Source organism: Eubacterium sp. F2 (assembly GCF_046244355.1).
GTDB lineage: Bacteria > Bacillota > Clostridia > Peptostreptococcales > Anaerovoracaceae > Aminicella.
In genome coordinates this window covers 93,349-119,278 of record NZ_CP176393.1, presented here as the reverse complement: position 1 = coordinate 119,278, position 25,930 = coordinate 93,349, and the positions used below count along the sequence as shown (strand labels likewise).

At 49.0% G+C, this 25,930-nt stretch carries 14 protein-coding genes and 1 CRISPR repeat array; of the genes, 13 read left to right on the top strand and 1 reads right to left on the bottom strand.

Annotated elements, in window-relative coordinates; all coding sequences use genetic code 11:
• Positions 1–17 precede the first annotated feature (17 nt).
• The 13 genes from cas3 to ACI77B_RS00380 all read left to right on the top strand — a co-directional run bounded on the left by cas3 (position 18) and on the right by ACI77B_RS00380 (position 24,481).
• Positions 18–2,414, top strand: coding sequence for a CRISPR-associated helicase Cas3' (gene cas3, locus ACI77B_RS00440; RefSeq protein WP_409336867.1), 2,397 nt, complete (start codon positions 18–20; stop codon positions 2,412–2,414).
• Positions 2,399–3,127, top strand: coding sequence for a type I-C CRISPR-associated protein Cas5c (gene cas5c / locus ACI77B_RS00435; RefSeq protein WP_409336866.1), 729 nt, complete (start codon positions 2,399–2,401; stop codon positions 3,125–3,127). The genes cas3 and cas5c overlap by 16 nt, the downstream gene beginning before the upstream one ends.
• Entirely contained in the window at positions 3,127–4,929 is a 1,803-nt protein-coding gene (cas8c, locus tag ACI77B_RS00430; protein ID WP_409336865.1) for a type I-C CRISPR-associated protein Cas8c/Csd1, read from the top strand. Before cas5c ends, cas8c begins: the two co-directional genes overlap by 1 nt.
• Positions 4,929–5,771 carry a type I-C CRISPR-associated protein Cas7/Csd2 gene (cas7c, locus tag ACI77B_RS00425; protein ID WP_409336864.1) on the top strand — a complete coding sequence of 281 codons (843 nt, stop codon included), beginning with the start codon at positions 4,929–4,931 and terminating at the stop codon, positions 5,769–5,771. The genes cas8c and cas7c overlap by 1 nt, the downstream gene beginning before the upstream one ends.
• Entirely contained in the window at positions 5,749–6,420 is a 672-nt protein-coding gene (gene cas4, locus ACI77B_RS00420; RefSeq protein WP_409336863.1) for a CRISPR-associated protein Cas4, read from the top strand. The genes cas7c and cas4 overlap by 23 nt, the downstream gene beginning before the upstream one ends.
• 1 nt (position 6,421) lies before the next feature.
• Positions 6,422–7,465: a type I-C CRISPR-associated endonuclease Cas1c gene (gene cas1c / locus ACI77B_RS00415; protein ID WP_409336862.1), complete on the top strand. Its 1,044-nt coding sequence runs from the start codon at positions 6,422–6,424 to the stop codon at positions 7,463–7,465.
• Positions 7,466–7,551: 86 nt separating this feature from the next.
• Positions 7,552–8,973 carry an ISLre2 family transposase gene (locus ACI77B_RS00410; protein ID WP_409336044.1) on the top strand — a complete coding sequence of 474 codons (1,422 nt, stop codon included), beginning with the start codon at positions 7,552–7,554 and terminating at the stop codon, positions 8,971–8,973.
• A 230-nt stretch (positions 8,974–9,203) separates the two neighbouring features.
• Positions 9,204–9,494, top strand: a complete 291-nt coding sequence (cas2, locus tag ACI77B_RS00405) for a CRISPR-associated endonuclease Cas2 (RefSeq protein ID WP_409336861.1) — start codon at positions 9,204–9,206, stop codon at positions 9,492–9,494.
• A 176-nt stretch (positions 9,495–9,670) separates the two neighbouring features.
• A CRISPR array of direct repeats spans positions 9,671–18,455; the repeat unit is 33 nt; unit sequence GTCGCACCCCGCGAGGGGTGCGTGGATTGAAAT.
• 403 nt (positions 18,456–18,858) lie between these two features.
• Entirely contained in the window at positions 18,859–19,608 is a 750-nt protein-coding gene (locus tag ACI77B_RS00400; protein ID WP_409336860.1) for a hypothetical protein, read from the top strand.
• A 40-nt stretch (positions 19,609–19,648) separates the two neighbouring features.
• Positions 19,649–20,491 (top strand): M15 family metallopeptidase, encoded by an 843-nt coding sequence (locus tag ACI77B_RS00395; RefSeq protein ID WP_409336859.1) that lies wholly within the window; start codon positions 19,649–19,651, stop codon positions 20,489–20,491.
• Between the two features lie 458 nt (positions 20,492–20,949).
• Positions 20,950–22,350, top strand: coding sequence for a sodium-dependent transporter (locus ACI77B_RS00390; RefSeq protein ID WP_409336858.1), 1,401 nt, complete (start codon positions 20,950–20,952; stop codon positions 22,348–22,350).
• Positions 22,351–22,885: 535 nt separating this feature from the next.
• Positions 22,886–23,767, top strand: coding sequence for a 3-hydroxyacyl-CoA dehydrogenase family protein (locus tag ACI77B_RS00385; protein ID WP_409336857.1), 882 nt, complete (start codon positions 22,886–22,888; stop codon positions 23,765–23,767).
• Positions 23,768–23,809: 42 nt separating this feature from the next.
• Positions 23,810–24,481 (top strand): ketopantoate reductase family protein, encoded by a 672-nt coding sequence (locus ACI77B_RS00380; RefSeq protein WP_409336856.1) that lies wholly within the window; start codon positions 23,810–23,812, stop codon positions 24,479–24,481.
• On the opposite strand, the gene ACI77B_RS00375 is transcribed toward ACI77B_RS00380, so the two are convergent.
• Complete coding sequence (locus ACI77B_RS00375; protein WP_409336855.1) at positions 24,478–25,632, bottom strand: 3-phosphoglycerate dehydrogenase; 1,155 nt, start codon at positions 25,630–25,632, stop codon at positions 24,478–24,480. The two genes, ACI77B_RS00380 and ACI77B_RS00375, sit on opposite strands and share 4 nt — an antisense overlap.
• Between the last annotated feature and the right edge of the window lie 298 nt (positions 25,633–25,930).

Below are 25,930 nucleotides of genomic sequence, written 5' to 3'. Positions count from 1 at the left end.
ACGGAGGAAATGAAATCATGTTTACTGCACATATTCGACCGGATACGAAAGTCGAGCAGACATGCAGAGAGCATTGCCTGAATACGGCAGAATATGTAAAAAAGGATCTTACGGGCATCGGGTTAGGCAAGGCCGGATGGTTTGTCGGAGTCGTGCACGATATGGGAAAGTTCACAGGTGATTTCGATACGTATATTCATAAAAGTGCGGAAAGACTTCCAGTAAAGAGAGGATCTGTAATCCATACTTTCGCCGCAGTATCGTATATATTAAGCAGATATCATAATGAAGAGGATAATTCCATTTCAATGAAAGATATCTGTGCAGAGATTTTTGCCTATGCTGCAGGAGCACATCATGGGGAATTTGACTGTATAGATCCAGATGGAAAGCTGGGATTTGTACACAGAATGGAGAAACAACCGGACTATGATTCTCGTGCTGCAGCTGATTACTTTCGGGAATGTATTGGAGAATGTGAATTAGAAGACCTGTTTAACGCAGGATCTGCTGAACTTTCCGAGGCTCTTCAGGCCATTACAGCAAATGCAGGCGATGCCCGGGAAGTCTATTTCTATGAAGGCATGTTTGCGAGACTGCTGTTATCCGCGGTCATTGATGGAGACCGGAGAGATACGGCAGAATTTATGGCCGGTGCAGACTTTACAAAGCTTGTAACCGCTGATTCAGGATTATGGAAGGGACTGCTTGCTGTGTTAGAGCGGCATCTGGATCAGATGGACAGCAGTACAGGTATTCAGGCGGCAAGAAGAGATTTGTCCGATTACTGTAAAGACTTCAGCTCTTGTGAGGAAGGAATTTATCGGCTCGATCTGCCTACAGGAGCTGGAAAGACATTATCTGGCCTCAGATTTGCACTTGCACATGCAGCGAAGAAAAAGAAAAAGCGGATTATCTACGTGGCACCTCTGATCAGTATTCTTGATCAGAATGCTGACGTGATTCGGGACAATCTTGAACGCAGTGATATTGTGTTAGAACATCATTCTAACATTATTACAGATGAAATGACTGATGATGAGCTGCACCAGTATGAACTTCTGGCAGAGACATGGGATGCGCCAATCATCATAACGACACTAGTTCAGCTTCTGAACACAATTTTTAGCGGGAAAACAACCTGTATCAGGAGATTTCAGTCGCTCACAGAAAGTGTGATTATTTTTGATGAAGTGCAGACAGTCCCGGCGAATATGCTTACGCTTTTCAACCTTGCGATGAATTTTTTGTCGCAGACATGTCATGCAACCATTCTTCTATGCTCAGCAACACAGCCGTCTTTGGATGAACTTGAGCATCCGATGAAGATTCGTAGAGAACAGTTTGTTCCCGATAAGGAGATGCAGAACTATCGAGAGGTTTTCAGGCGGACAAAAATTACCTGGCAAGGCGATTACCAGCTCGATGATATTCCAGAGTTCTTAAATGCATTGCTTATGGACAGGGAAAGTGTTCTGGTTGTCTGTAATAAAAAGGCGCAGGCAGAGAAATTATTTGAATCTGTGAGGAGTACGAACGGTGTCAAAGCATTTTATCTGTCTTCTGCAATGTGTATGGCACATCGGAAAAATACGCTTGAAGAAATGTACCGGGCATTGCGGGAGCACGAAAAAATGATTTGTATTTCTACTCAGGTTATTCAGGCCGGTGTAGATATTTCCTTTTCAGCAGTTGTCCGGTTTGCAGCGGGCCTGGACAGCATCGTACAGGCGGCGGGAAGATGTAATCGAAACGGTGAATCGGACAGTCCGCTTCCAGTATATGTAATCAATTGTGTTGATGAACAGCTGAAAATGCTGCCTTCTATTCAACGCGAGAAATCAGCATTTCTGGAACTTGTGCATGAGTTTGAGAATGGTCCGCAGAAGTATGAAAATGATCTGGCGTCTGAAGAGGCGATACGATCATACTATCAATATCTGTTTCGGGATATCAACAGAGTAAGCGGCCAGATGGATTTTGCGATCGGAAAAGGAAAGCCAAGCATATTTGAACTTCTGTCAGATAATGCATCATATGCGCAGATGAGCGCAGATCAAAAATATCTGCAGTCATATATGACTAAACAGGCCTTCAAAACTGCTGGTGAATCGTTCCGGGTAATCGATAATGAAGCAAAAACGGTAATTGTTCCGTATCTGAATGAAGGAAGAGATTTAATCGCAGCAATTTACTCGGAGAAAGCAGAAAAGGATTATGGATATCTGAAGTCGCTGCTGAATCAGGCAAAGGCATATTCCGTATCTGTATACGATTGGCAATTTGAAAAGTTAAAACAGGATGGAAGAATTCATCAGGCAGTGGAAAGTATTTTTACACTTGATAATAGCTGTTATGATGATTACATTGGATTAAATGTGGAAGGAGGAAGTGAGGAATGCATCCTAATATAGTGGAATTTGAAGTTTCCGGAGATTATGCATTATTTTCAGATCCGGTTACAAGAATTGGCGGAGAGAAATCTAGTTACCAGGTCCCGACTTACGAGGCGTTAAAGGGAATATTATCTTCTGTGTACTGGAAACCGACGATTATCTGGTACATCGACAAAGTCAGAATCATGAATCCGATTCAGACAGAAGTGAAAGGAATCCGGCCGATAAAATATAATGACAGTCAAAAAAATGATCTCGCCTATTATACCTATTTAAAGGACTGCAGATATCAGGTTCAGGCACATTTCGAATGGAATGAGAACCGCCCGGAATTGAAGGGTGACCGGAATGAGAACAAACATCATGAAATCGCAAAACGAATGATTAGAAAAGGTGGAAGAAGAGATATTTTTCTTGGAACCAGAGAATGTCAGGGCTATGTGGAACCTTGTGTGTTCGGCGAAGGAGAGGGATTTTACGATCAGATTCCGCGTCTGGATTTTGGTATCATGTACCATGGTATTACATATGCAGATGAAGCGTATTCAAATGAGACGGATGGACACATGACGATTAATTTATGGCATGCCGTCATGAAACGTGGCATCATCGAATTCCCGAAACCGCAGGACTGCGAGATCCACCGAATTATCAAAGAAATGTCCATGAAGTCTTTTGGAAAAGAGAAAAAAAATTTCAGCGGCCTGGGAGAATTTGAGGAGGTTAGGTAATGGGTCTTCTGCAAGAAGCAATAAAAACATACGACTGTATGTCTGATTATGCCGGGAAAATACAGGCCGGAAAAGAGCCATTGTCTCCGGTTGGACATATTATAACGCATGCTCAGATTGAAATTACGGTGGATCAGGAAGGAAATTTTGTTGAAGCAAAAGCACTCGGCACGAACGAAAATCTGATTATTATTCCTGTTTTAGAGGAATCTGCGGGAAGAGCCGGAAGTGCAGTCCGGCCACACCCACTATGTGATCAGATCGGGTATGTAACCGAGGTTAATCCGGAAAAGCATGAGAGTTACATGGAGCAGCTTGAAGGATGGAGTTTATCGGTTTATTCAACCAAAAAGCTAAACGCAGTTTATTCATATTTAAAACGCGGGACAATCCTTAATGATCTCAGAAACGCGGGACTTCTGAAGGAAGATGATGGACATGTTAAAAATGAAAAAGATGTTGTCTGCTGGTCGGTAACTGGACTGGGAGAGGACAGCGGACCAGTTTATCAGGACAAAAAGATGTTTGCTTCCTGGCAGAAATATTATTCTGATATTCTGGATAATGATAACCATCTGGATTTCTGCTATTTGACCGGAAAATACGAAGAAGTTGCGAAACAGCACATGAAAGGTGTAGTGGCGGCGAACGGAAATTCAAAGATAATTTCTGCTAATGACAAAACGAATTTTACTTTCAGAGGACGATTTCTTGATTCTGGTCAGGCGTTGTCGATTGGATATCTTTCTTCACAAAAAGCGCATAATGCATTGAAATGGATTGTATCAAACAGCGGTGTCCGGGAAGGAAATCGTGTATTTATTGCATGGAATCCGGAAGGTGCAGAGGTGCCATCGATTGTCAATCCATTGCTTCAGAATGTGGAGAAAGTCAGATATACTCCTGTAAATTACCGAGAGAGGCTGAATAAGATTGTTTCTGGGTTTAAAGCTGAATTCCCTGATAATGGACGAGTCGTCATTGCCGGATTTGATGCAGCTACGAGCGGACGTCTGGCGGTAACTTATTATAGTGAACTTATGGGCTCATCGTTTATTAAACGTCTTGAGTTCTGGGACCGTACATGCTGCTGGACGGATTCAAATTATGGTACATATGCACCTTATTTATATTCTATTATCCAGTTTGCATATGGACTTCCGCGTGAGCAAAAGGACAAGCAGACTATATCTGTCGATGATCGTATTGTTCCTGAACAGATGCAGAGACTGATTCACTGCAGAATTGATGCATCGAAGATCCCGGAAGATCTGATGGGAGCGTTGGTACATCGTGCAGGAAATCTGAAACTGTATAAGGGGGAAAACAGAAGAAAACTGCTATTCACGGTATGTGCAGTTATCCGTAAATACTGGATAGATCATTTTAAGGAGGAATGGAAGATGGCATTAGATCCGAATTGCAAGAATAGAAGCTATCAGTTTGGCAGACTGCTTGCGGTCATGGAAAAGATTGAGCGGGATGTGCTTAACAAGGCCGGTGATGACCGGGAAACAAATGCAATCAGAATGCAGCCCGTTTTTGTAAGACGTCCTGGTTATGCAGTCAAGTCGATCATGGACAAGCTGAAGACAGCGTATTATCCAAAACTAACAGAAGGAAGCCGGGTCTATTATGATCGGCTGATTGGAGAAATTATGGATAAAATTTCCCAGTCTCCGATTGAGGAATATAACCAGCCGCTGGATGAAACATATCTGCTTGGATATTACCTGCAGAAAAATAATCTGTATAAAAAGAAAGACAACAATGTTGATGAGAATAAACAGGAGGAAAAATAATGGGTGTTTTGAATAATAAGATCGATTTTGTAGCTTTTATTGCGGTAAATAATGCAAATCCGAACGGAGATCCATTGGATGGAAATCGTCCGCGTACAGATTATAACGGATACGGTGAGATTTCCGATGTCTGCATCAAGAGAAAACTCAGAAACCGTCTTCAGGACATGGGAGAAAAAATTTTTGTGCAGTCAGATGATCGCGCTGACGATGAGGCAAAATCTTTGAAGGAGAGAGCGAAAAGTCTGGAGAAGATTAAGGATAAGGATGAGTTCGCTGTGAAGGCCTGTGAAACCTGGCTCGACGTCAGATCTTTTGGACAGGTTTTTGCATTTAAAGGGTTCAACTGTGCATCTGTAGGTGTCCGCGGACCAGTATCTGTGCATCAGGCAGTAAGCATGGATCCGGTTGACATCGTATCTATGCAGATTACCAAAAGTGTCAATGGTGAGCCTACAAAAAACGGGGAAAAGGGCAGCGATACGATGGGACTAAAACACATGGTCAAGTTTGGCCTTTACGAAGTTAAGGGTGCAATTAATGTCCAGCTTGCAGAAAAGACCGGGTTTACTGAAGATGACGCAGAAAAGATCAAGGAAGCATTGAAAACCCTTTTCGTCAATGATTCCTCTTCAGCAAGACCAGATGGATCTATGGAAGTTGTTAAGTTATTCTGGTTTAAACATAACTGTAAAGATGGACAGTATTCATCCGCAAAGGTGCATCGGAGCGTTCATGCTGTTAAAAAAGAAGGGATTACAGTTCCAGCTTCTGCTGATGACTATGAAATTACAGTAGAAACACTTCCAGGACTTGAGGTTGAAGAAATTGAAGGAATGTAACGAGTATCTGATGATATCTGGAATACAGCATTTTATTTACTGCCGCAGACAATGGGCATTGATTCACATTGAAGATCAATGGACTGAAAACGGATTAACTGCAGAAGGAAGAGTCATGCACAAAAGAGTGCATGATTCTTCCGTTCGTGATAATCGCTCTGGTGTCATTACAGTTCGTGGTCTGCGCGTTCGTTCTGATAATTTGGGAATTACAGGTGAATGTGATGCCGTGGAACTCCATCCAGATTCAGATGGTGTAGAATTATCAGGATATAAGGGAAAGTGGAATGTTATTCCAGTTGAGTATAAACATGGTGATTCGAAGATTTCTGATTGTGACAGGATGCAGGTTGCTGCCCAGGTTATATGTCTGGAAGAAATGTTGTGCTGCACGATTCCATCGGGCGTTTTGTTTTATGAGAAAACAAGACGCAGAGAAATCGTTGAAATTGATGAAGAATTAAGAGAGACGACGATTAAAACCATTGAGGAGATGCAGAAATATTTTCAGCGTGGTTATACACCTTCCGTCAAAACCGGAAAAAAGTGCCGGCAGTGTTCTCTGAGAAATATCTGTCTGCCTGACATGCTGAGAAAAGCTGAGAAGCATGGAGTAGAGCGGTATATAAAGGAACATCTGGAGGAATGATATGCAGAAACTTTTGAATACACTCTATATAACATCAGAAGACGCATTCCTGGCTCTGGATGGAGGGAATATCTCGGTCTCGATAGGGGGACAGAAAAAGATGATTCCACTTCATACATTGGAGTCAATTGTCAGTTTTTCCTATAAAGGGGCAACGCCGGCGTTAATGGGAGAATGTGTAAAGGATGGCATTCAACTTTCTTTTTTTACTCCATTTGGCAGATTTCTGGCTTGTGCAAGTGGAACCACAGACGGAAATGTATTTCTCCGCCGCCAGCAGTACCGATATGCAGATTCTGAAGAACATGCGCTGCGGCTGGCAAAAACTTTTATTTACGGAAAACTATATAATAGCAGATATCTGCTGCTTAAATTCGGCAGGAATTACTCTATGAGAGTAAGCCAATTGGATTTTCAGGATGGATCCGACCGACTGAAGGAATTGCTGAGTGAAGTAAAGTCAGCGAAAACCTGTGCAGAACTGAGAGGGATTGAAGGAACCGCTGCAAATGTATATTTTGGATTGTTTGATCAGATGATTCTACAAAATAAATCTGCATTTCATTTTCAAGGGAGAAATCGCAGGCCGCCTACAGATCGTGTAAATGCACTTTTATCATTTGCGTATTCCTTACTTGCAAACGACTGCAGTGCAGCTCTTCAAGGTGTTGGTCTGGATCCATATGTAGGTTATCTTCATACCGACAGACCAGGCCGGAGGTCTCTCGGATTAGATCTGATGGAAGAATTTCGTTCTGTTTATGCAGACCGGTTTGTTTTGACATTAATTAACAATCGAATTCTTGGAGCTTCGGATTTTGACGAACAGGAAAGCGGAGCGGTGATACTTAACGATGATGCACGCAGACGATTCCTGCAGGAATGGCAGAAGAAAAAACGTGAGACGATTACCCATCCTTTTCTTAAAGAGAAAATGGAGTGGGGCCTTGCTCCGCATATACAGGCTATGCTTTTAGCCAGATGTATACGCGGGGACTTAGATGATTACCCTCCGTTCTTCTGGAAAGAGGGTGTAAAGTATTAGTGGGGTTTTAGAAACTGAAAAAGGGATCTCCAAGTGCTAAGATAATAGTGAAACAATTACATCTATGCACTCGAAAGGAGATCCCTATGGCATCTATTATACATGAAATCGCAACGGAATTCCTGGAAAATATTCTGGAAACATTAAAACCTCACGAAGGAATGAAATGGGAAGAGACCAGCGCGAAGCTCATGAGATACTGCAAGGAAACGACCGCCAGGTTCATCCGTGCAGCTGCGGAGGGGCTCGATCAGGAACTGAGAAATGACAAAGCCGGCAGAAAACAGCTCGGATTCACGATCAAAGCCAGAGACAGGAAGCGGACGATCTACACAGAATTCGGCGCGATCGGAATCGATCGGAGCTATTACTATGACAAGAACAGCGGGAAGCATCGATTCCTTCTGGATGAGATCCTCGGCCTACCAAAGTATGAACGCGTCGACCGGGTTATAGGGAAGTGGCTGGCCGAGCATGCAGCCTACGTATCCTATGCGAAGAGTTCTGATATCGTGACGGGAGGCGAACTGAGCAGACAGACAGTGAGGAACTGCATCATGAAAGTGAATGTTCCAGAGGCCGCAGTGCCGAAGGCGAAACGAAAGGTCAGTGTGCTCCATGTTTTTGCTGATGAGGACCACGTGCATATGCAGAAAGCAGGCAAGAAGCCGGGAAAGCGGAGCAGGATTGTTCCGCTGGTGACCGTAACAGAAGGAATACGACCGATCGGTACCCATCGGAATGCGACTGTAGAGCCTGTGAGCTTTGTCGATGAGAATTTCAATACCAGACGTTTGTGGAAGACCGTAGAAGGGTTCATCGAAAAGAAATATGACATGGATGTGCTGGAGAAGATCGTGCTTCACGGAGACGGCGGAAACTGGATCAGGAACGGACTGGACGATTTTGGCAATGTTGTTCACGTTATGGATGGGTTTCATTTCCAGAAGGCCCTGCGGTCACTGGCAGGCAGTTTTCCAAAGAGAAGAGTGAAAACGGTGATCATGGACGCCGTGCAAAAAAATGATCGAAGCAGAGCCGATCGATGCATACAGGAACTGCTGGATGACGCGAAGGAAGACAAGAGGCTGACAGAAAAAGTCAACCGATTCGGCGTCTATCTGAACGGAAACTGGAAGCCAATCGTGAACCGGTTCAAGAAAGATATGCCGGGAAGCTGCACAGAAGGACTGGTCAGTCATATTCTGTCGAAACGGTTTAGCCGTGAGCCGCAGGGATGGAGCGATGAAGGGCTTGGGAGGCTGAGCGATATCAGAGTGTACCTGATCAATGGCGGCGAACTGAAAGCAGAGGATTTGCATAAGGAGAAAGCTGAGAACGTTCTTCGGGAGAAATACGCTGAATATGCGGATCATGTCATTCAACAGGCGAAAGAGGAATTGCATGACTGGAGTATTTTTGAAGGAGAGCCTTTTGTCATGGATGGAGCTTCCGGAACCCAGATGCTGATCAAGAGCTGTGGAGTGGCAAGAGACCTGCTAAGCTGATTGAGCGTGAGCCTGTAACGCAGCCTATGCATGGACTTCTGAGCGCCTCGCTGCCAGACGATCGACGGCCCGGAGAGGGCCGGCGGAGTCGGAAGCGTGAGCATGCGCGAAGGGAGCCGGGAGGCGTTCCAGGCATAGGCTGCGTACAGCTCGCAGAAAAAGCTTGGAGATCTGTCAACAAAAACTCCCACTACCTCTTGACACCATCCTTCTGGAAATAGGAGATTGAAATGCTTGTATTAATAACGTATGATGTAAATACAACCTCAGAAAAAGGAAGAAAGAGACTATCTCAGATTGCGAAAGCCTGTGTTGCATATGGCCAGCGTGTGCAAAATTCTGTTTTTGAGTGCGATCTCGATATGGCAAAATTTGTTACATTGAAAAACCGACTGCTTAGTATTTATGACCCAGAAAAAGACAGCATCCGGTTTTATAATTTAGGTAACAACTATGCAAAACGGATAGAACATTATGGGAAAAAGACTTCCTACGATCCTGAGGGAGTTTTAATGTTATAGTCTAGAAGGTAATTACGGTGCGAAGTACAAGCTGTTTAAAATACACGGTGAGGTTCGCACCTATAAAAATCCCGCTGATGTCTAAAAAATTCTTCAGCGGGTAGCTGAATATGAAAAATATTGGGTGATGAGCACAAGAAAAATCTTAAAGTCAGTCGATATTTTGAAATTTGGCTGTCGCACCCCGCGAGGGGTGCGTGGATTGAAATGGATGGATAGATGGTGGGAGAACGGTATAACCGCGTCGCACCCCGCGAGGGGTGCGTGGATTGAAATAAGATCGATGGAGTGGAACTCCAGGAGCATAAGGTCGCACCCCGCGAGGGGTGCGTGGATTGAAATACCGCTCAATCCGTAGTAGTCCCGGATGGTTGAGTCGCACCCCGCGAGGGGTGCGTGGATTGAAATACAACTACATGAGCAATCCGGAAAGCTTCAAACTGTCGCACCCCGCGAGGGGTGCGTGGATTGAAATATCGATTGACGATGTATATGAAAAATCCTGCATCGTCGCACCCCGCGAGGGGTGCGTGGATTGAAATGGCTTGTCCCGATTACGTTTTCCTGCTCGTTTGTCGCACCCCGCGAGGGGTGCGTGGATTGAAATAATCATTTCTCCGCAATGCGGACACGGAACGAGTCGCACCCCGCGAGGGGTGCGTGGATTGAAATAAGACCGATAGAGTCCAGGTATCTTATCGCAAGTCAGTCGCACCCCGCGAGGGGTGCGTGGATTGAAATGGATAGATTTACGGGATGGATTGATTCCGGTATCGTCGCACCCCGCGAGGGGTGCGTGGATTGAAATAGCTATTTTCCAACGATTTTTCTGCCAATGTCACGTCGCACCCCGCGAGGGGTGCGTGGATTGAAATAACAAGTGAAGCAATTAGTAAGTATCTGGATGATGTCGCACCCCGCGAGGGGTGCGTGGATTGAAATAGATATTTTCCACCCACGCGCCGCCGCGAATTTGTCGTCGCACCCCGCGAGGGGTGCGTGGATTGAAATAACATGTTTTTTGCAGTCTCAAAATCAAAACTGCCGTCGCACCCCGCGAGGGGTGCGTGGATTGAAATCTGTGGTTCTGTCGGTGGCTGCGGTTCAGGATCGTCGCACCCCGCGAGGGGTGCGTGGATTGAAATATATTGCAATCCGCACATATGGGGACATTGTGGTCGCACCCCGCGAGGGGTGCGTGGATTGAAATAAATATTTGAAGTAGATGAGCTGGATGAGACGCAGGTCGCACCCCGCGAGGGGTGCGTGGATTGAAATACTGGATGAGGTCAGTAGAATGATGAATCTTGACGTCGCACCCCGCGAGGGGTGCGTGGATTGAAATAGGATCTTCGCCAGATCGCCGATCAGGATCGAGTCGCACCCCGCGAGGGGTGCGTGGATTGAAATTGCGTACCTGCGGTGTCTCTGCGCCGTTGAGATAGTGTCGCACCCCGCGAGGGGTGCGTGGATTGAAATACCAGCTCAAAGTCCAGCCTTTCATACAGGTCCGTCGCACCCCGCGAGGGGTGCGTGGATTGAAATGACACACTCGTCACTGCACAGATACACTCTTGGAGTCGCACCCCGCGAGGGGTGCGTGGATTGAAATTTCTTGACGGTCAGATCGATCGGCACAGAGCTGAGTCGCACCCCGCGAGGGGTGCGTGGATTGAAATACATCGTTCCAAATCTTTTTTCCAGTGCCATTTCGTCGCACCCCGCGAGGGGTGCGTGGATTGAAATCCGTGTAAAACTCTGCAGGCTGCCTGAGTCCTGTCGTCGCACCCCGCGAGGGGTGCGTGGATTGAAATATGGATACGTATGAGTATCCGGGCTCTTCGAAAGTCGCACCCCGCGAGGGGTGCGTGGATTGAAATACACGATGGATCTGAAAGTCATTGGCAAGATTAGTCGCACCCCGCGAGGGGTGCGTGGATTGAAATAGCCCGGCTAATGGCACGAAACTCAGCTCATTTGGTCGCACCCCGCGAGGGGTGCGTGGATTGAAATGCGTAACCCTTTGCGTAACCTGAAGCGTACCCTCGTCGCACCCCGCGAGGGGTGCGTGGATTGAAATATTTCCGTCTCCTTATCTGCCCGTATGGCCGAGTCGCACCCCGCGAGGGGTGCGTGGATTGAAATACAGGAAAGACAAAACCAGCGGCTATTGCAACGTCGCACCCCGCGAGGGGTGCGTGGATTGAAATTGTATATGGGGAAAATAGGGGCAAAAAAGAGTCGTCGCACCCCGCGAGGGGTGCGTGGATTGAAATGCAAAGGCTCTCGACACTACGCCTGCTTATCTGGTCGCACCCCGCGAGGGGTGCGTGGATTGAAATCGGCAGTGTTGGAGCAATGGTCAAAATGGGAGCCCGTCGCACCCCGCGAGGGGTGCGTGGATTGAAATTTCCAGCCAGGGTTTGAGTTGAGCATTGCTCTTGTCGCACCCCGCGAGGGGTGCGTGGATTGAAATAAGAGTTGCGATCTTTTCCTCATCTGTCATGGCGGTCGCACCCCGCGAGGGGTGCGTGGATTGAAATAGCAGCTTAAGTTCAGCCGCTTTCAGATTCAGGTCGCACCCCGCGAGGGGTGCGTGGATTGAAATGGCGAAGCTGTCAAAGAGAAAGCGGCCATAGCAAGTCGCACCCCGCGAGGGGTGCGTGGATTGAAATGCGCTGGTGCTGGTGGAAACTACAAGGTTGTCGGGTCGCACCCCGCGAGGGGTGCGTGGATTGAAATAAACTTAAAGGAAGCAGCGGAAAACGTATTCCTGGTCGCACCCCGCGAGGGGTGCGTGGATTGAAATTCTGAAAAGCCCCTGCGCAAACTTATTTAAGGAGTCGCACCCCGCGAGGGGTGCGTGGATTGAAATAGCTCCGCGTATGCCTTAAGCGCTGATAACTGTGTCGCACCCCGCGAGGGGTGCGTGGATTGAAATTTCCACCCCCGTTACAATACGGGCTGGCGTGGGGTCGCACCCCGCGAGGGGTGCGTGGATTGAAATTATCCTAACCTAATCGATCACTACGTCAAAGAGGTCGCACCCCGCGAGGGGTGCGTGGATTGAAATACTTCCGCTTGACGTGCTTGACCTGGTAGAAAGGGTCGCACCCCGCGAGGGGTGCGTGGATTGAAATATCGTCAGATATATGGACAGACTCGACCAGAACAGTCGCACCCCGCGAGGGGTGCGTGGATTGAAATACAGAGAGCAGATACCTGTATAAGCTTGCAAGTGTCGCACCCCGCGAGGGGTGCGTGGATTGAAATATCGATGAATATTATCGAGATCATGAGATCACGTCGCACCCCGCGAGGGGTGCGTGGATTGAAATCTTTTCAGTCCTGCGCTCGTAGATGTTATAAAGCGTCGCACCCCGCGAGGGGTGCGTGGATTGAAATATTTTCTCTCCTCTAATGCGTCTAAAATTTCCGTCGCACCCCGCGAGGGGTGCGTGGATTGAAATGGCTGTTTGTCGTTTGGCGCAAAATCGAAGTAAACGTCGCACCCCGCGAGGGGTGCGTGGATTGAAATCGTAAATCCGTCCCCAACACAGATCACGATTGGCTGTCGCACCCCGCGAGGGGTGCGTGGATTGAAATATGCGTGGATGAGACACAATTGATGTGTCGTAGCGTCGCACCCCGCGAGGGGTGCGTGGATTGAAATATATATCCGTCTGTGGAAACAACCATATAAGTGTGTCGCACCCCGCGAGGGGTGCGTGGATTGAAATGCACTGCCCCAGTTGACTCTTGCCTTAATCAAGTCGCACCCCGCGAGGGGTGCGTGGATTGAAATCGTGATCGTGATCGGGTATTTGCCATCATAGATCGTCGCACCCCGCGAGGGGTGCGTGGATTGAAATCGATTCCCTGAGGTCCGACCAGAACTAATGTGTGTCGCACCCCGCGAGGGGTGCGTGGATTGAAATTTTGGCAATGTTGATCGGCACTCCGGCAGTCTGGTCGCACCCCGCGAGGGGTGCGTGGATTGAAATATCAGGGGTTACAAACGCAGACAGGTTGAAGCTGGTCGCACCCCGCGAGGGGTGCGTGGATTGAAATTAATAAAGTGTTGACATATGTAATTTGTCATGGTCGCACCCCGCGAGGGGTGCGTGGATTGAAATATCGCCTTCTGTGTCGGCATGTTCCGGTCAGATGTCGCACCCCGCGAGGGGTGCGTGGATTGAAATAAAATGCCTACAACCATTCCGATGGGAAACCGGGTCGCACCCCGCGAGGGGTGCGTGGATTGAAATAATATGTTTTTTGCTTCCTCAAAATCAAAACTGCGTCGCACCCCGCGAGGGGTGCGTGGATTGAAATATCTTATTAAAATCTGCGCCACGTCCTGCCCACGTCGCACCCCGCGAGGGGTGCGTGGATTGAAATTTGAATTATCTTCCAGGCCGGCCGGGTATGCAGTCGTCGCACCCCGCGAGGGGTGCGTGGATTGAAATGCCCTCAAGTAAGGATTACGGCGATTGTAAGGCGTCGCACCCCGCGAGGGGTGCGTGGATTGAAATAGAAGGAATTTCCAAGGATTGTGACATACGGAAAGTCGCACCCCGCGAGGGGTGCGTGGATTGAAATACAGATCCCATCGTGACGTTTCTTAAACCACACAGTCGCACCCCGCGAGGGGTGCGTGGATTGAAATCGACAAAGGAGTGCCAGGACGGTGTGGCTATTTGTCGCACCCCGCGAGGGGTGCGTGGATTGAAATTGTAGTCCTCAACGCCACCCTTAAGATCAGCCCGTCGCACCCCGCGAGGGGTGCGTGGATTGAAATTCATAAATTCCTGGCTTTTTCGGCGCTCCATGCGTCGCACCCCGCGAGGGGTGCGTGGATTGAAATGCCTTGTCTCTTTTGATACTCTTATGGTACTGTGTCGCACCCCGCGAGGGGTGCGTGGATTGAAATTTCATACTGCGCTTTCAGCTCTGTCGCGCGCTTGTCGCACCCCGCGAGGGGTGCGTGGATTGAAATTGAGATCGTTGAAACAGGATGGAAAGTATTACGTCGCACCCCGCGAGGGGTGCGTGGATTGAAATAGTCTTCTGGAAAGGTTGACGTGACTCTGAGAGGGTCGCACCCCGCGAGGGGTGCGTGGATTGAAATATAATCATCCGGGAACGTATGCTTTACCATTAGCGTCGCACCCCGCGAGGGGTGCGTGGATTGAAATAACCATCGATAATGTGTATGCATGGGAGAATCCGTCGCACCCCGCGAGGGGTGCGTGGATTGAAATTCCGTACCCATTGCAATTCCTGAGGAAGATGGGGTCGCACCCCGCGAGGGGTGCGTGGATTGAAATACGTCATCCCCAGAAAGGAAGCTAGTGCAGTACGTCGCACCCCGCGAGGGGTGCGTGGATTGAAATACCAGCATCTTGAGCTGTTTCTTCTGCCTGAGATAGTCGCACCCCGCGAGGGGTGCGTGGATTGAAATAACGTTTTAGCGTTTTAAGTACCCCGGTTTGTGTCGCACCCCGCGAGGGGTGCGTGGATTGAAATAATCAATTGATTTTCTCAAGTTAAAGCAGTCAAGGTCGCACCCCGCGAGGGGTGCGTGGATTGAAATAGTGTATGTCGCTGTGATTGTCTTTGCGCCGTGTCGCACCCCGCGAGGGGTGCGTGGATTGAAATCTGCACCTTTAGTATAACTCTAAAAGCGCTCAGGTCGCACCCCGCGAGGGGTGCGTGGATTGAAATACTTCGTGCTCATCGCCGAACTCGTCGATGTTGGTCGCACCCCGCGAGGGGTGCGTGGATTGAAATATTGCATCTCCCTTGTAATAGGTTGTCTTGGTAGTCGCACCCCGCGAGGGGTGCGTGGATTGAAATACTTACCTCAAACAGGGAGTTAAAGCGGTCATGTCGCACCCCGCGAGGGGTGCGTGGATTGAAATGGAGTACACAGTTGAGTATCTGAATAGGCTCGAGTCGCACCCCGCGAGGGGTGCGTGGATTGAAATATCCTTCTCGCGCGCTTCTGCCACAGCTTCCTGGTCGCACCCCGCGAGGGGTGCGTGGATTGAAATTGCATTATTGCAGACCCACATCTCCGTAATCGCGTCGCACCCCGCGAGGGGTGCGTGGATTGAAATTTCACAAGCTCGCGCTTCTTCGCCGTCTCGTAAGTCGCACCCCGCGAGGGGTGCGTGGATTGAAATACTATACACGCGAACAAGCCGCCGCAACGGTAGAGTCGCACCCCGCGAGGGGTGCGTGGATTGAAATAAGACCGAAAGAGTCCAGGTATCTTATCGCAAGTGTCGCACCCCGCGAGGGGTGCGTGGATTGAAATATGCCAATTCAGGCCCACAAAGACAAGAGGATGTCGCACCCCGCGAGGGGTGCGTGGATTGAAATCTGTTGCGCCGGAGATAGCCTTGACTCGGCTCATGTCGCACCCCGCGAGGGGTGCGTGGATTGAAATGTCTTCCTGCACGGCTGGCAGAAGTACCGGATGTCGCACCCCGCGAGGGGTGCGTGGATTGAAATAACTGCAAGACCGGAAGAAAGCCTGGCGTCGTAGTCGCACCCCGCGAGGGGTGCGTGGATTGAAATCTGACTATGGGCGTACAGACAGACGATTTCGGCGTCGCACCCCGCGAGGGGTGCGTGGATTGAAATTCTTTGCCGCTGCTACCTCATCCTCAAAGGGATGTCGCACCCCGCGAGGGGTGCGTGGATTGAAATTCCAGAACGCTTTCTCCGTCCGTGATGATCGCGTCGCACCCCGCGAGGGGTGCGTGGATTGAAATACCGATAATCTGTTCGATTCAATTCGAGCAGATGTCGCACCCCGCGAGGGGTGCGTGGATTGAAATAACATCGTATGATGATTTCGGATATGTGGATTCGTCGCACCCCGCGAGGGGTGCGTGGATTGAAATTGATAAACCGAAGCATCATTCAGCTTCATGCCGTCGCACCCCGCGAGGGGTGCGTGGATTGAAATATACGAAACCTATGACGGGCGCGAAAGAATCATGTCGCACCCCGCGAGGGGTGCGTGGATTGAAATCAAAATCACGCCACTCTTTAAACTCACACTCAAGTCGCACCCCGCGAGGGGTGCGTGGATTGAAATAACATCCGGGTCATAACATCGCCCCATGTCATAGTCGCACCCCGCGAGGGGTGCGTGGATTGAAATTTCTGGAGCTCTGCAAAAACTCTAATGAAATTGTCGCACCCCGCGAGGGGTGCGTGGATTGAAATACCTGGGCGCTACCACTTCCTACAGCGCGAAGCGTCGCACCCCGCGAGGGGTGCGTGGATTGAAATTGTCTGATGGATCCTTTGAGGAGCTTAACCTTAGTCGCACCCCGCGAGGGGTGCGTGGATTGAAATCATTTGGCGTACTCCGCATAGCTTTCTATTTGAGTCGCACCCCGCGAGGGGTGCGTGGATTGAAATCTGCGCGGCCTCGGTGGCTACATCCGGAAGATCGTCGCACCCCGCGAGGGGTGCGTGGATTGAAATCCTGGCACATACGGATCTGACAGCGTGTCTCCCGTCGCACCCCGCGAGGGGTGCGTGGATTGAAATCAGTCCTGTATATCCTTCTGGCTGTTGATCGTGTCGCACCCCGCGAGGGGTGCGTGGATTGAAATTTCTTAAGCTGGGCAGTGCCCTTCCGGACGCTTGTCGCACCCCGCGAGGGGTGCGTGGATTGAAATACCCATGACTCCATCAACGGTCACGCCAAGGACTGTCGCACCCCGCGAGGGGTGCGTGGATTGAAATATAATCTGTGTCATCATCAGCATCGGAATCATCGTCGCACCCCGCGAGGGGTGCGTGGATTGAAATATCAAAATGGCAGAGAGCGAAAAAGATAATCAGAGTCGCACCCCGCGAGGGGTGCGTGGATTGAAATTTCATCGCCGGCACGCTGATTGCTCTCTGCGCGGGTCGCACCCCGCGAGGGGTGCGTGGATTGAAATTCAATGTTATCTATGTTGCGCTGATTGTCGGAGTCGCACCCCGCGAGGGGTGCGTGGATTGAAATAGTATCATTATTTTTTCCCTCCAGTAGTTCCAGTCGCACCCCGCGAGGGGTGCGTGGATTGAAATATCTCATGGAGCTCTCCCTGGGACTCTTTCAGGTCGCACCCCGCGAGGGGTGCGTGGATTGAAATATCTTCGTCAAAAGTAATCTGCGCAAGGCCTCTTGTCGCACCCCGCGAGGGGTGCGTGGATTGAAATAATGCGGCGGCCTGAAATGGCCGCCATATAGAAGTCGCACCCCGCGAGGGGTGCGTGGATTGAAATGCCCAGGACGCTCCGCAGGTCTGTGTGTCCTGCGTCACACCCCGCGAGGGGTGCGTGGATTGAAATATCCGTGATGTCCTTTTCAGCTTTTCTGACAGTGTCGCACCCCGCGAGGGGTGCGTGGATTGAAATATCGACAAAGCCGCCATTCTTAAAGGAAAATTCGTCGCACCCCGCGAGGGGTGCGTGGATTGAAATGCTGTTTCGCTAACGGAGAAGAAGACACGCCGCGTCGCACCCCGCGAGGGGTGCGTGGATTGAAATCCCTAAAACAGCCTTGATTATGTCAATACACTCAAGTCGCACCCCGCGAGGGGTGCGTGGATTGAAATACAGTCTTGTAACTACTCTGTCACTCTGTACCAGGTCGCACCCCGCGAGGGGTGCGTGGATTGAAATTTATGCGGAAAGCATTTACGAGGAAGCAAGGAGTCGCACCCCGCGAGGGGTGCGTGGATTGAAATGCCGTGGAGGAAAAACTCCCCCGTCCTCTTTTGGTCGCACCCCGCGAGGGGTGCGTGGATTGAAATATCTGCTGGCGGTACGTCTCGAACTTTGTTTCGTGTCGCACCCCGCGAGGGGTGCGTGGATTGAAATCCCTTTAACGTGTTTCTGCTGGCGCGTTGCCAGGTCGCACCCCGCGAGGGGTGCGTGGATTGAAATTGACGAGTACATCTGCTGATGTTAGAATGCAAGTAGATAGAGGTGCTGCCGACAGACGGTTATTGGCCCTGAAATATCGACTTTATTGATTAATAGCCGCTTTAGGGACAGGGCGGCTATTTTTTCGTGTGTTTGTTACTATCTCGGCACCCGATTTGATAACCGAGACTGAAGCATGCAATGCCGAAGCTTAGCACACCGATCAGATCGATTATTGTCATGGCCAAGCCCTCCTTTCCATAAGATTTCCCGAAGGATTTTGTGTGATCGGAGGGCTGACCGCTATTTTTATATTAAACTTCTTTTATCTGATAATCATGATTATTGATATATCAGAATCTCGACCTGACATTGTATTAGTGTGTGTTTATGATAAAATAATACATGCAGGGAGAGTGAGTTTATGAAAAAGGTATTTATTATTCTTATTGCTGTGCTGACGATAATCGGCGGTGTTATCCCGGTATTTGCGGATGATGATCTGGTCGATCCAGCATATGACATTTCGTATTTTTCAGAGGACAAGGCAGTTGTCAATGGTCATACATATAAACTTAACTATAAAGATAAAAAACGTATGTATTATATAACAGACTATGATGAGGATGGTGTAGATACCGGGTATACTGAAATTTACACGATTCCTAAAGACAAGCCTGATTTTTGGGCAGAATTCGCTTCAGTACGGCAGAATGGTATATTATATGTTAATGTGTCTGTTTTGTACCATTGGAAATTGTTCTGCTATGACCTGAAAAATGGCGAATCATGGCAGGACCATGATGGGGCATGCATTAAATCCATGGGTGGAGATTATTTTATTAGCACGCCTGTAGAAAGAACAGCGCCTATGCCTGAGCCGGAGTATCTTTACCAATTCACGGACAAAGGAAGTAGGAAAATTAAAAAGCTTGGTAGCAGATGCTGGGGCGGACAATACATAAATGGATATTTCTATTATGCCAAATGTTATGGCGGTAAATACTATTCCGGAAATCATTTTGTGATTTATCGTATGAATGGAGATGGAACTGGATTAAAAAAGCTAAAATCCATAAAAGCTAAATATTGTGTTACTCCTTATAGTATGAATGATCATAAAGCAGTTGTCTGGCTAAATAATAATGAAAAGAAAACAGTTGTCAGGTATTAATAAATGTGCGAATAATAATATTTTCAGAAAGGGCCTCACCATGAAACATAAGAAAATCATCACCAGCATCCTCATCTGCGCACTCGCAGTCTGTGTCTGCGCCTGCGGAAGCAGCAATTCTTCTTCTGCGGCGACATCTGAAGACAGCAAGGCATCCTCGCAGAAGGCTTCGGATTCGCAGAAGGACAGCGCAAAGACTCCGAACGCTTCAGAGGTATATAAGCTGAAAGCGGAGACGGTCGTCAGTCCAGCTGATTCTGCGGCCGCGAAGAAGTATTTCCGTGTCTATAAAATCAAGAAGGGTGACGCGGTATATAAGCGGATCGCGAGAAAGTCCTTTAAGACGAATGGCAGGATTTCTTTGTCGGATCTTCGTTATGTGAAGGTCCTGCATGTCGGATACGATAAAAAAACGCATGTCGGAGAGCTGATCGTCAACCGGGCGATTGCGTCGAAGACGAAAGCTGTGTTTTATCAGTTATATGGCAGGCATTATCAGATCAAGTCGATGAAGCTGATCGACAACTACTATAAATACCGCGGGGAGGACGGGAACAAGGCGGATATCCGCTCGATGAATGCGGATAATACTTCAGCGTTTAATTACCGCTTTATCACGCATACGACATCTTTATCCAACCATTCCTGGGGCAGGGCGATTGACCTGAACCCGCTGGAAAATCCTTATTGTAAGAAGTCGAAGGGTGTGTGGTACGCGGTGGATCATCCGGAGCTGAATAAATATGCGAGAAACCGCTCTTCCAGGATTCCGCACGTGATTACGAGGAAGGATGCCGCGTATAAGTTATTTGTGAAGGCTGGTTTCTTCTGGGGCGGTAACTGGACGCAGACACCGGATTATCAGCATTTTGAGTACCATTAGCTTATCAGCTTTTCCGGCGTATTGCAGATGCATCGGCAGTAAAGCTGCAAGGCTGCCACGGCCGGGATATCGCCGGCAGTTTTCTTCCTGGACAGGGAAATTTTGTCGGGAAAGCAGAATGAACTGGGATGGCCGGCGGCCCTTATCTTCTTGAACGGATAAATTTTGTCGAAAAAACAAATAAACAAGGGATGGGCAGAGTTCTGCATCAGCGGGATTCTGCCTTTTCTGTTGTTTTAAATACCCATGATGTGGTATGATTATACTCGCGGCGCTTGTTAATGGTTACAAATAAATAAAATATTGTTTGTGAAATGCGCTTGCAATTTATTAATAAAGTGGTAAAATAAACACGTTTTCTCGTTTGCGGAACATAAAAAGTGTCCAGGAAATGGGAATATAATTGTTCATTTTACTAACGTACATGTTGTTTTAACTATGGATTGGAGAGGGAATAGATGAAAAACAGCAGTAATGAGGTCAGCGCGGGCAGTGCGCCTGCGCAGAAGAGGTCTAATTTCTCTGGAAAGCTCGGATATGTGCTGGCAACGGCGGGTTCTGCCGTAGGTCTTGGAAATATCTGGCGTTTTCCTTATCTTGCGGCCAAGTACGGCGGCGGAATTTTTCTGGTTATTTATCTGATTCTGGCCGTGACCTTCGGCTACACGATGATGACGTCTGAGGAGGCGCTGGGCCGGTTCACGCGGAAGAGTCCGGTCGGTGCGTTTGCGAGGTTCGGACACAGCTTCGGCTTTAAGTTCGGCGGCTGGATCAATGCGGTTATTCCGATGCTGATCGTGCCGTATTACAGTGTCATCGGCGGATGGGTCACTAAGTACCTGGTTTCCTATTTTGTTCACAGCGCACAGTCGGTCTCGGGTAATTCGTATTTTACTTCCTTTATTTCGAATGCGGGAAGTGCGGAGCTCTGGTTCATCGTCTTCTGCGCGATTGTCGTCCTGACGATTCTGGGCGGCGTCAAAAATGGTGTTGAGCGTGTTTCTAAGATTATGATGCCGGTTCTGGTGGTTCTGGCGGTGATCGTGGCGATTTATTCCATGACGCGTCCGGGCGCTCTGGCTGGTGTGAAGTACCTGCTCATTCCGAACATGAAGCATTTCTCTATCATGACGATTGTAGCGGCCATGGGACAGATGTTCTACTCCCTGTCCATCGCGATGGGAATTCTGTATACATACGGCTCTTACATGAAGAAGGACGTCAATGTTGAGACGGCGACCTATCAGGTTGTCGCTTTCGATTCCGGCATTGCGATTCTGGCAGGACTGATGGTCATTCCGGCCGTGTTCTCATTCTATGGCGGCAAGCCAAGTGTACTGAACGCCGGTCCGTCACTGATGTTCATCACGCTGCCGAAGGTGTTCGCAACGATGGGCCTGGGCAGGGTCGTCGGAGTCATGTTCTTCCTGCTCGTGCTTTTTGCCGCAGCGACAAGTGCAATTTCCCTGGCAGAGACGAGTGTATCAACCTTCGAGGACGAGCTGGGATGGAGCCGCGCCAGGGCAACCGTTATGATTTTCGTAATCATGATCGTGCTGGGATCCCTGTCATCACTGGGTTACAGCCTGCTGGACTCAGTACGCATCCTCGGCATGCAGATCCTGGATTTCTTTGATTTCCTGACCAACTCGGTTATGATGCCGATCGCAGCCATGGCAACCTGCCTGCTGGTTATCCGCGCCGCAGGGACAAAACTCATCGAGCAAGAGGTCACCTTGTCTTCGAAATTTTTCATGCGTAAGATGTACAACGTCGTTATCCGTTTCATCGCGCCGATTTTCCTGGCCATCATTCTGATCAGTTCCATTCTGAACGTGTTCGGAATCGTGACGATTTAATGGAAGAAAATTTTTCCGATCAAATGAATCCCAAAATGAAAGGGCAGGCATCTGAAGACCTGTAATACTATGAAAGAAACAATCCCGCCGGGCCAGATCAGGTCTCAGCGGGATTGTTTCTGTTTTCAGGCGATCCTCCGACCCAATAAATTTCCTGTCGGAGAATGCGCCAATTTCCCGTATAGCGGGAAACTCTTGGCTTTCTTCTTGCTCATCTATTTTGACATAATGGAAAATATCGTCTAAAATTATGTTGCTGTGAACAAAAAAATAGCGAGTGAATTGTTTGAAAATGTGAAATTGCGAAATGCTGTATATACAATTTCATGCCCTGAATCACAGTATACATAAATACGCGGATGAGCGGGAAGTGCTAGCTGCAGTGGATGTTCCTGTGCAGTCAGAATATATACTGCAGAATCGAGGCGTTTTCTGGTCCGAACAGATGAAATTGTTACACAGAGGGCGGCTGCCCCTGAGTCATAGAAATCAGAATTAAAAGGAACGACAGAAATAATAAAGAACGGAGGAATCAATGATTAAGAAAATTACGATTTCTGGCGCGGGAACGATGGGAAGTTCCATGGCGCAGATTTTCGGTGAGTACGGCTATGAGGTCATTCTGTGGAATCACCGCGAACCGAAGCTGAAGGCGGCGGAGGAGAATATGCCTGCATCTGCGGCAAAAAATATCCGCTTTACCACGGATATGGATGCCTTCAGGGGAAGGGACCTGATCGTGGAATGCGTTGCAGAGAATAAAGAGATAAAAGACGATTTTTACCATAGCATCAGTGAAATTGTGGACGATGAGACGATCGTGGCGACCAACACATCGGGAATTTCCATCAATGCACTGGTACCGGCCGTAAAAAAGCCTGAGCGCTTCCTTGGCATGCACTGGTTCAACCCGCCGACACTGATTCCGCTGATTGAGATTATCAAGAATGATCAGACGACGGATCAGGTGGCACAGGAAATCTACGATTTATCCCTTGCCATTGATAAGAAGCCGGCGCTCCTTGAGAAAGATGTTCTAGGTTTTGCGGCCAACCGTCTGCAGATGGCGGTTCTCCGGGAGGCATGCTGTCTGGTTGAGCATGGCGTCATCAGCGCAGAGGGCATTGATGCAGTCATGAAATACGGCATCGGCTTCCGCTGGGCCTGCCTGGGACCGCTGGAAACCGTCGACCTCGGCGGCATCGACATTTTCACGCACATCGCCGACTACCTCTGCCCGGACTTGGACAATGATGAGGAAATTCCGCCCCTCCTGAAGCAGCATTACGATGCGGGCGAGTACGGCGCCAAGACCGGCCGCGGCTTCTACGACTACAGCAATGGCAGGGCACGCGAGGTGATTGAGAAGCGCGACGAGAACCTGAAAGCTATTCACGATGCGCTGTTTAAGAAGTAAATTTTATTGGGACAAAATATAAACGACAAGAGGGTAAAGAAGATGAGAAAGTATGTAATTATCGGTGCCGGCGGAACGGGCGGCGCACTCGGCGCTTATCTGGCCCGCGCCGGTAAAGATGTGACTTTTATCGCAAGAGGGGAACATTTAAAAGCAATGAAAGAAAATGGACTCCGTGTAATCCGCATGCGGGACGAGTTCACGATTAATCCGGTGAAAGCCTGTGAAATGCAGGACTACAGCGATAGGCCGGATGTAATTCTGGTCTGCGTCAAGGGCTATTCGGTGGACAGCGTCATCCCGTTTATCAAACGGGTGGCCGGACCGGAAACCGTTGTAATTCCAATTCTGAACGTGTATGGAACAGGCGGAAAGATGCAGGAGCAGCTGCCGGGCATTCTGGTGACGGACGGCTGCATGTACATTGCGTCTCAGAAAAAAGAGCCGGGCGTCATCTTGATGAGCGGTGACATCCTGCGCGTGGTTTTTGGCGTACGAAAAAAGGAAGACTACCGTCCGGTCCTGAAGGAAATCGAGCGCGACTTCCTTGACAGTGACATCCGGGGCATTCTCAGCGACAATATCAGAAGAGACGCCCTGCAGAAATTCGCCTACGTTTCCCCGCAGGGCGCCTGCGGCCTGTATTACGACATCCCGGCCGGCCCGATGCAGAAAGAGGGAAAATACCGCGACACCTTCTGGCTGGCAGGCTAGTCCTCCATTTCCGCAATCACGCGGCAGCGGATGCAGCCCGAAATCTTCGGGATGTATTCGAACGGCGTTTTGGTGGAGACGAGAACATAGCCGTAATCGCCCTTTGCGCCGCCGGCGACGGCATCAATTTCGATATTGTTCAGAGCGCGGATGACGGTGTCGACCGGGGCTTTTATGCCCTTGGTCATGACGGCGATGCGCATGTCTCCGTTCATCGGGCCCAGATCGGCATCCGGGAAGTTGACGGCATGAACAGCATTTCCGTTTTCAATGAAGTCCATGAGCTCATCGGCAGCCATCAGAGCGCAGTTATCTTCGGCTTCCTTTGTGGAAGCACCCAGGTGCGGTGTGGTAATGACTCCCTCGTGTCCCAGCGTCTTTTCCGTTGCAAAGTCCGTGACGTAGCGGGAAATCCGGCCTTCGTCCAGGGCCTTGACGACAGCGTCTTCATCACAGACAAAGGCGCGGGAATAGTTCATCAGAACGGCACCCGGCTTCATGGCAGCGATTTCTTCCTCACCGACAAGATTTCTGGTTTTGTCGTTTCCCGGAACGTGGATGGTGATGAAATCAGCCTTGCGCATGACGGTTTTGATGTCCGGCGCCAGTTTGATGGTCGGATCCAGGTGCAGGGCTGTGCGCGGCGACAGATAGGCATCGTAGCCGACAACGTGCATGCCGAGAGCGGTAACCGCGTTGGAAATGCGGGAACCAACGGCTCCAAGGCCGATGACGCCCAGCGTTTTTCCAGCAATTTCACCACCCTTGAATTTACTCTTGCCCTTTTCAACCTTTGACGCCATATCCGGATCATCCTTCAGATCAGCGGTCCAGCGGATTGCGGACGGGATTTTGCGGGAAGCCATCAGAAGGCCAGCCAGGACGAGCTCCTTGACGGAGTTGGAATTTCCGCCCGGCGTGTTGAATACGCAGATTCCCTCATCGGCGCAGCGCTCCAGCGGAATGTTGTTTACACCAGTGCCTGCTCTGGCAATCGCCAGGAGATTCTCACCGAATTTTTCATCATGAATGTGCTGACTTCGAAGGATCAGTCCGGATGCGTCGGACAGGCTGTCAGTAAACTCATACTTGTCCGTGAAATGCTTCAGTCCTGCTGGAGCAATTTTGTTCATCTTTGCGATCTTATACATGGTGCTGTTCCTCCAATCAGCAGCGGACAAAACATACCCGGCAAGTGATTACTCCGTCTGTGCCGCGGCACAGCTTTCCGCCTTCTCCGGGGTCTGTCCGTATAGTCAAAAAAATAAAATATACATTAACGATTTATCATTTCTATGGGTTTATGAATTTCTTTTTTGTTTAGATTTTTAAACATGCAAAAGAAAACACCTCTCCCACTGCCTGATGATATATTTATTACCGCCACACAATAAGTTAAACATAATTTGTGTAATAAAAATAAAATAATTTATATATTTGTTTACAGCA

Excerpts from the sequence above, each read along its gene's own strand:
- ACI77B_RS00395 (WP_409336859.1), top strand. The coding sequence starts at position 19,649 with ATGAAACATAAGAAAATCATCACCAGCATCCTCATCTGCGCACTCGCA.
- ACI77B_RS00390 (WP_409336858.1), top strand. The coding sequence starts at position 20,950 with ATGAAAAACAGCAGTAATGAGGTCAGCGCGGGCAGTGCGCCTGCGCAG.
- ACI77B_RS00400 (WP_409336860.1), top strand. The coding sequence starts at position 18,859 with ATGAAAAAGGTATTTATTATTCTTATTGCTGTGCTGACGATAATCGGC.
- ACI77B_RS00375 (WP_409336855.1), bottom strand. The coding sequence starts at position 25,632 with ATGTATAAGATCGCAAAGATGAACAAAATTGCTCCAGCAGGACTGAAG.
- ACI77B_RS00385 (WP_409336857.1), top strand. The coding sequence starts at position 22,886 with ATGATTAAGAAAATTACGATTTCTGGCGCGGGAACGATGGGAAGTTCC.
- ACI77B_RS00380 (WP_409336856.1), top strand. The coding sequence starts at position 23,810 with ATGAGAAAGTATGTAATTATCGGTGCCGGCGGAACGGGCGGCGCACTC.
- cas7c (WP_409336864.1), top strand. The coding sequence starts at position 4,929 with ATGGGTGTTTTGAATAATAAGATCGATTTTGTAGCTTTTATTGCGGTA.
- cas3 (WP_409336867.1), top strand. The coding sequence starts at position 18 with ATGTTTACTGCACATATTCGACCGGATACGAAAGTCGAGCAGACATGC.
- cas5c (WP_409336866.1), top strand. The coding sequence starts at position 2,399 with ATGCATCCTAATATAGTGGAATTTGAAGTTTCCGGAGATTATGCATTA.
- ACI77B_RS00410 (WP_409336044.1), top strand. The coding sequence starts at position 7,552 with ATGGCATCTATTATACATGAAATCGCAACGGAATTCCTGGAAAATATT.
- cas2 (WP_409336861.1), top strand. The coding sequence starts at position 9,204 with ATGCTTGTATTAATAACGTATGATGTAAATACAACCTCAGAAAAAGGA.
- cas1c (WP_409336862.1), top strand. The coding sequence starts at position 6,422 with ATGCAGAAACTTTTGAATACACTCTATATAACATCAGAAGACGCATTC.
- cas8c (WP_409336865.1), top strand. The coding sequence starts at position 3,127 with ATGGGTCTTCTGCAAGAAGCAATAAAAACATACGACTGTATGTCTGAT.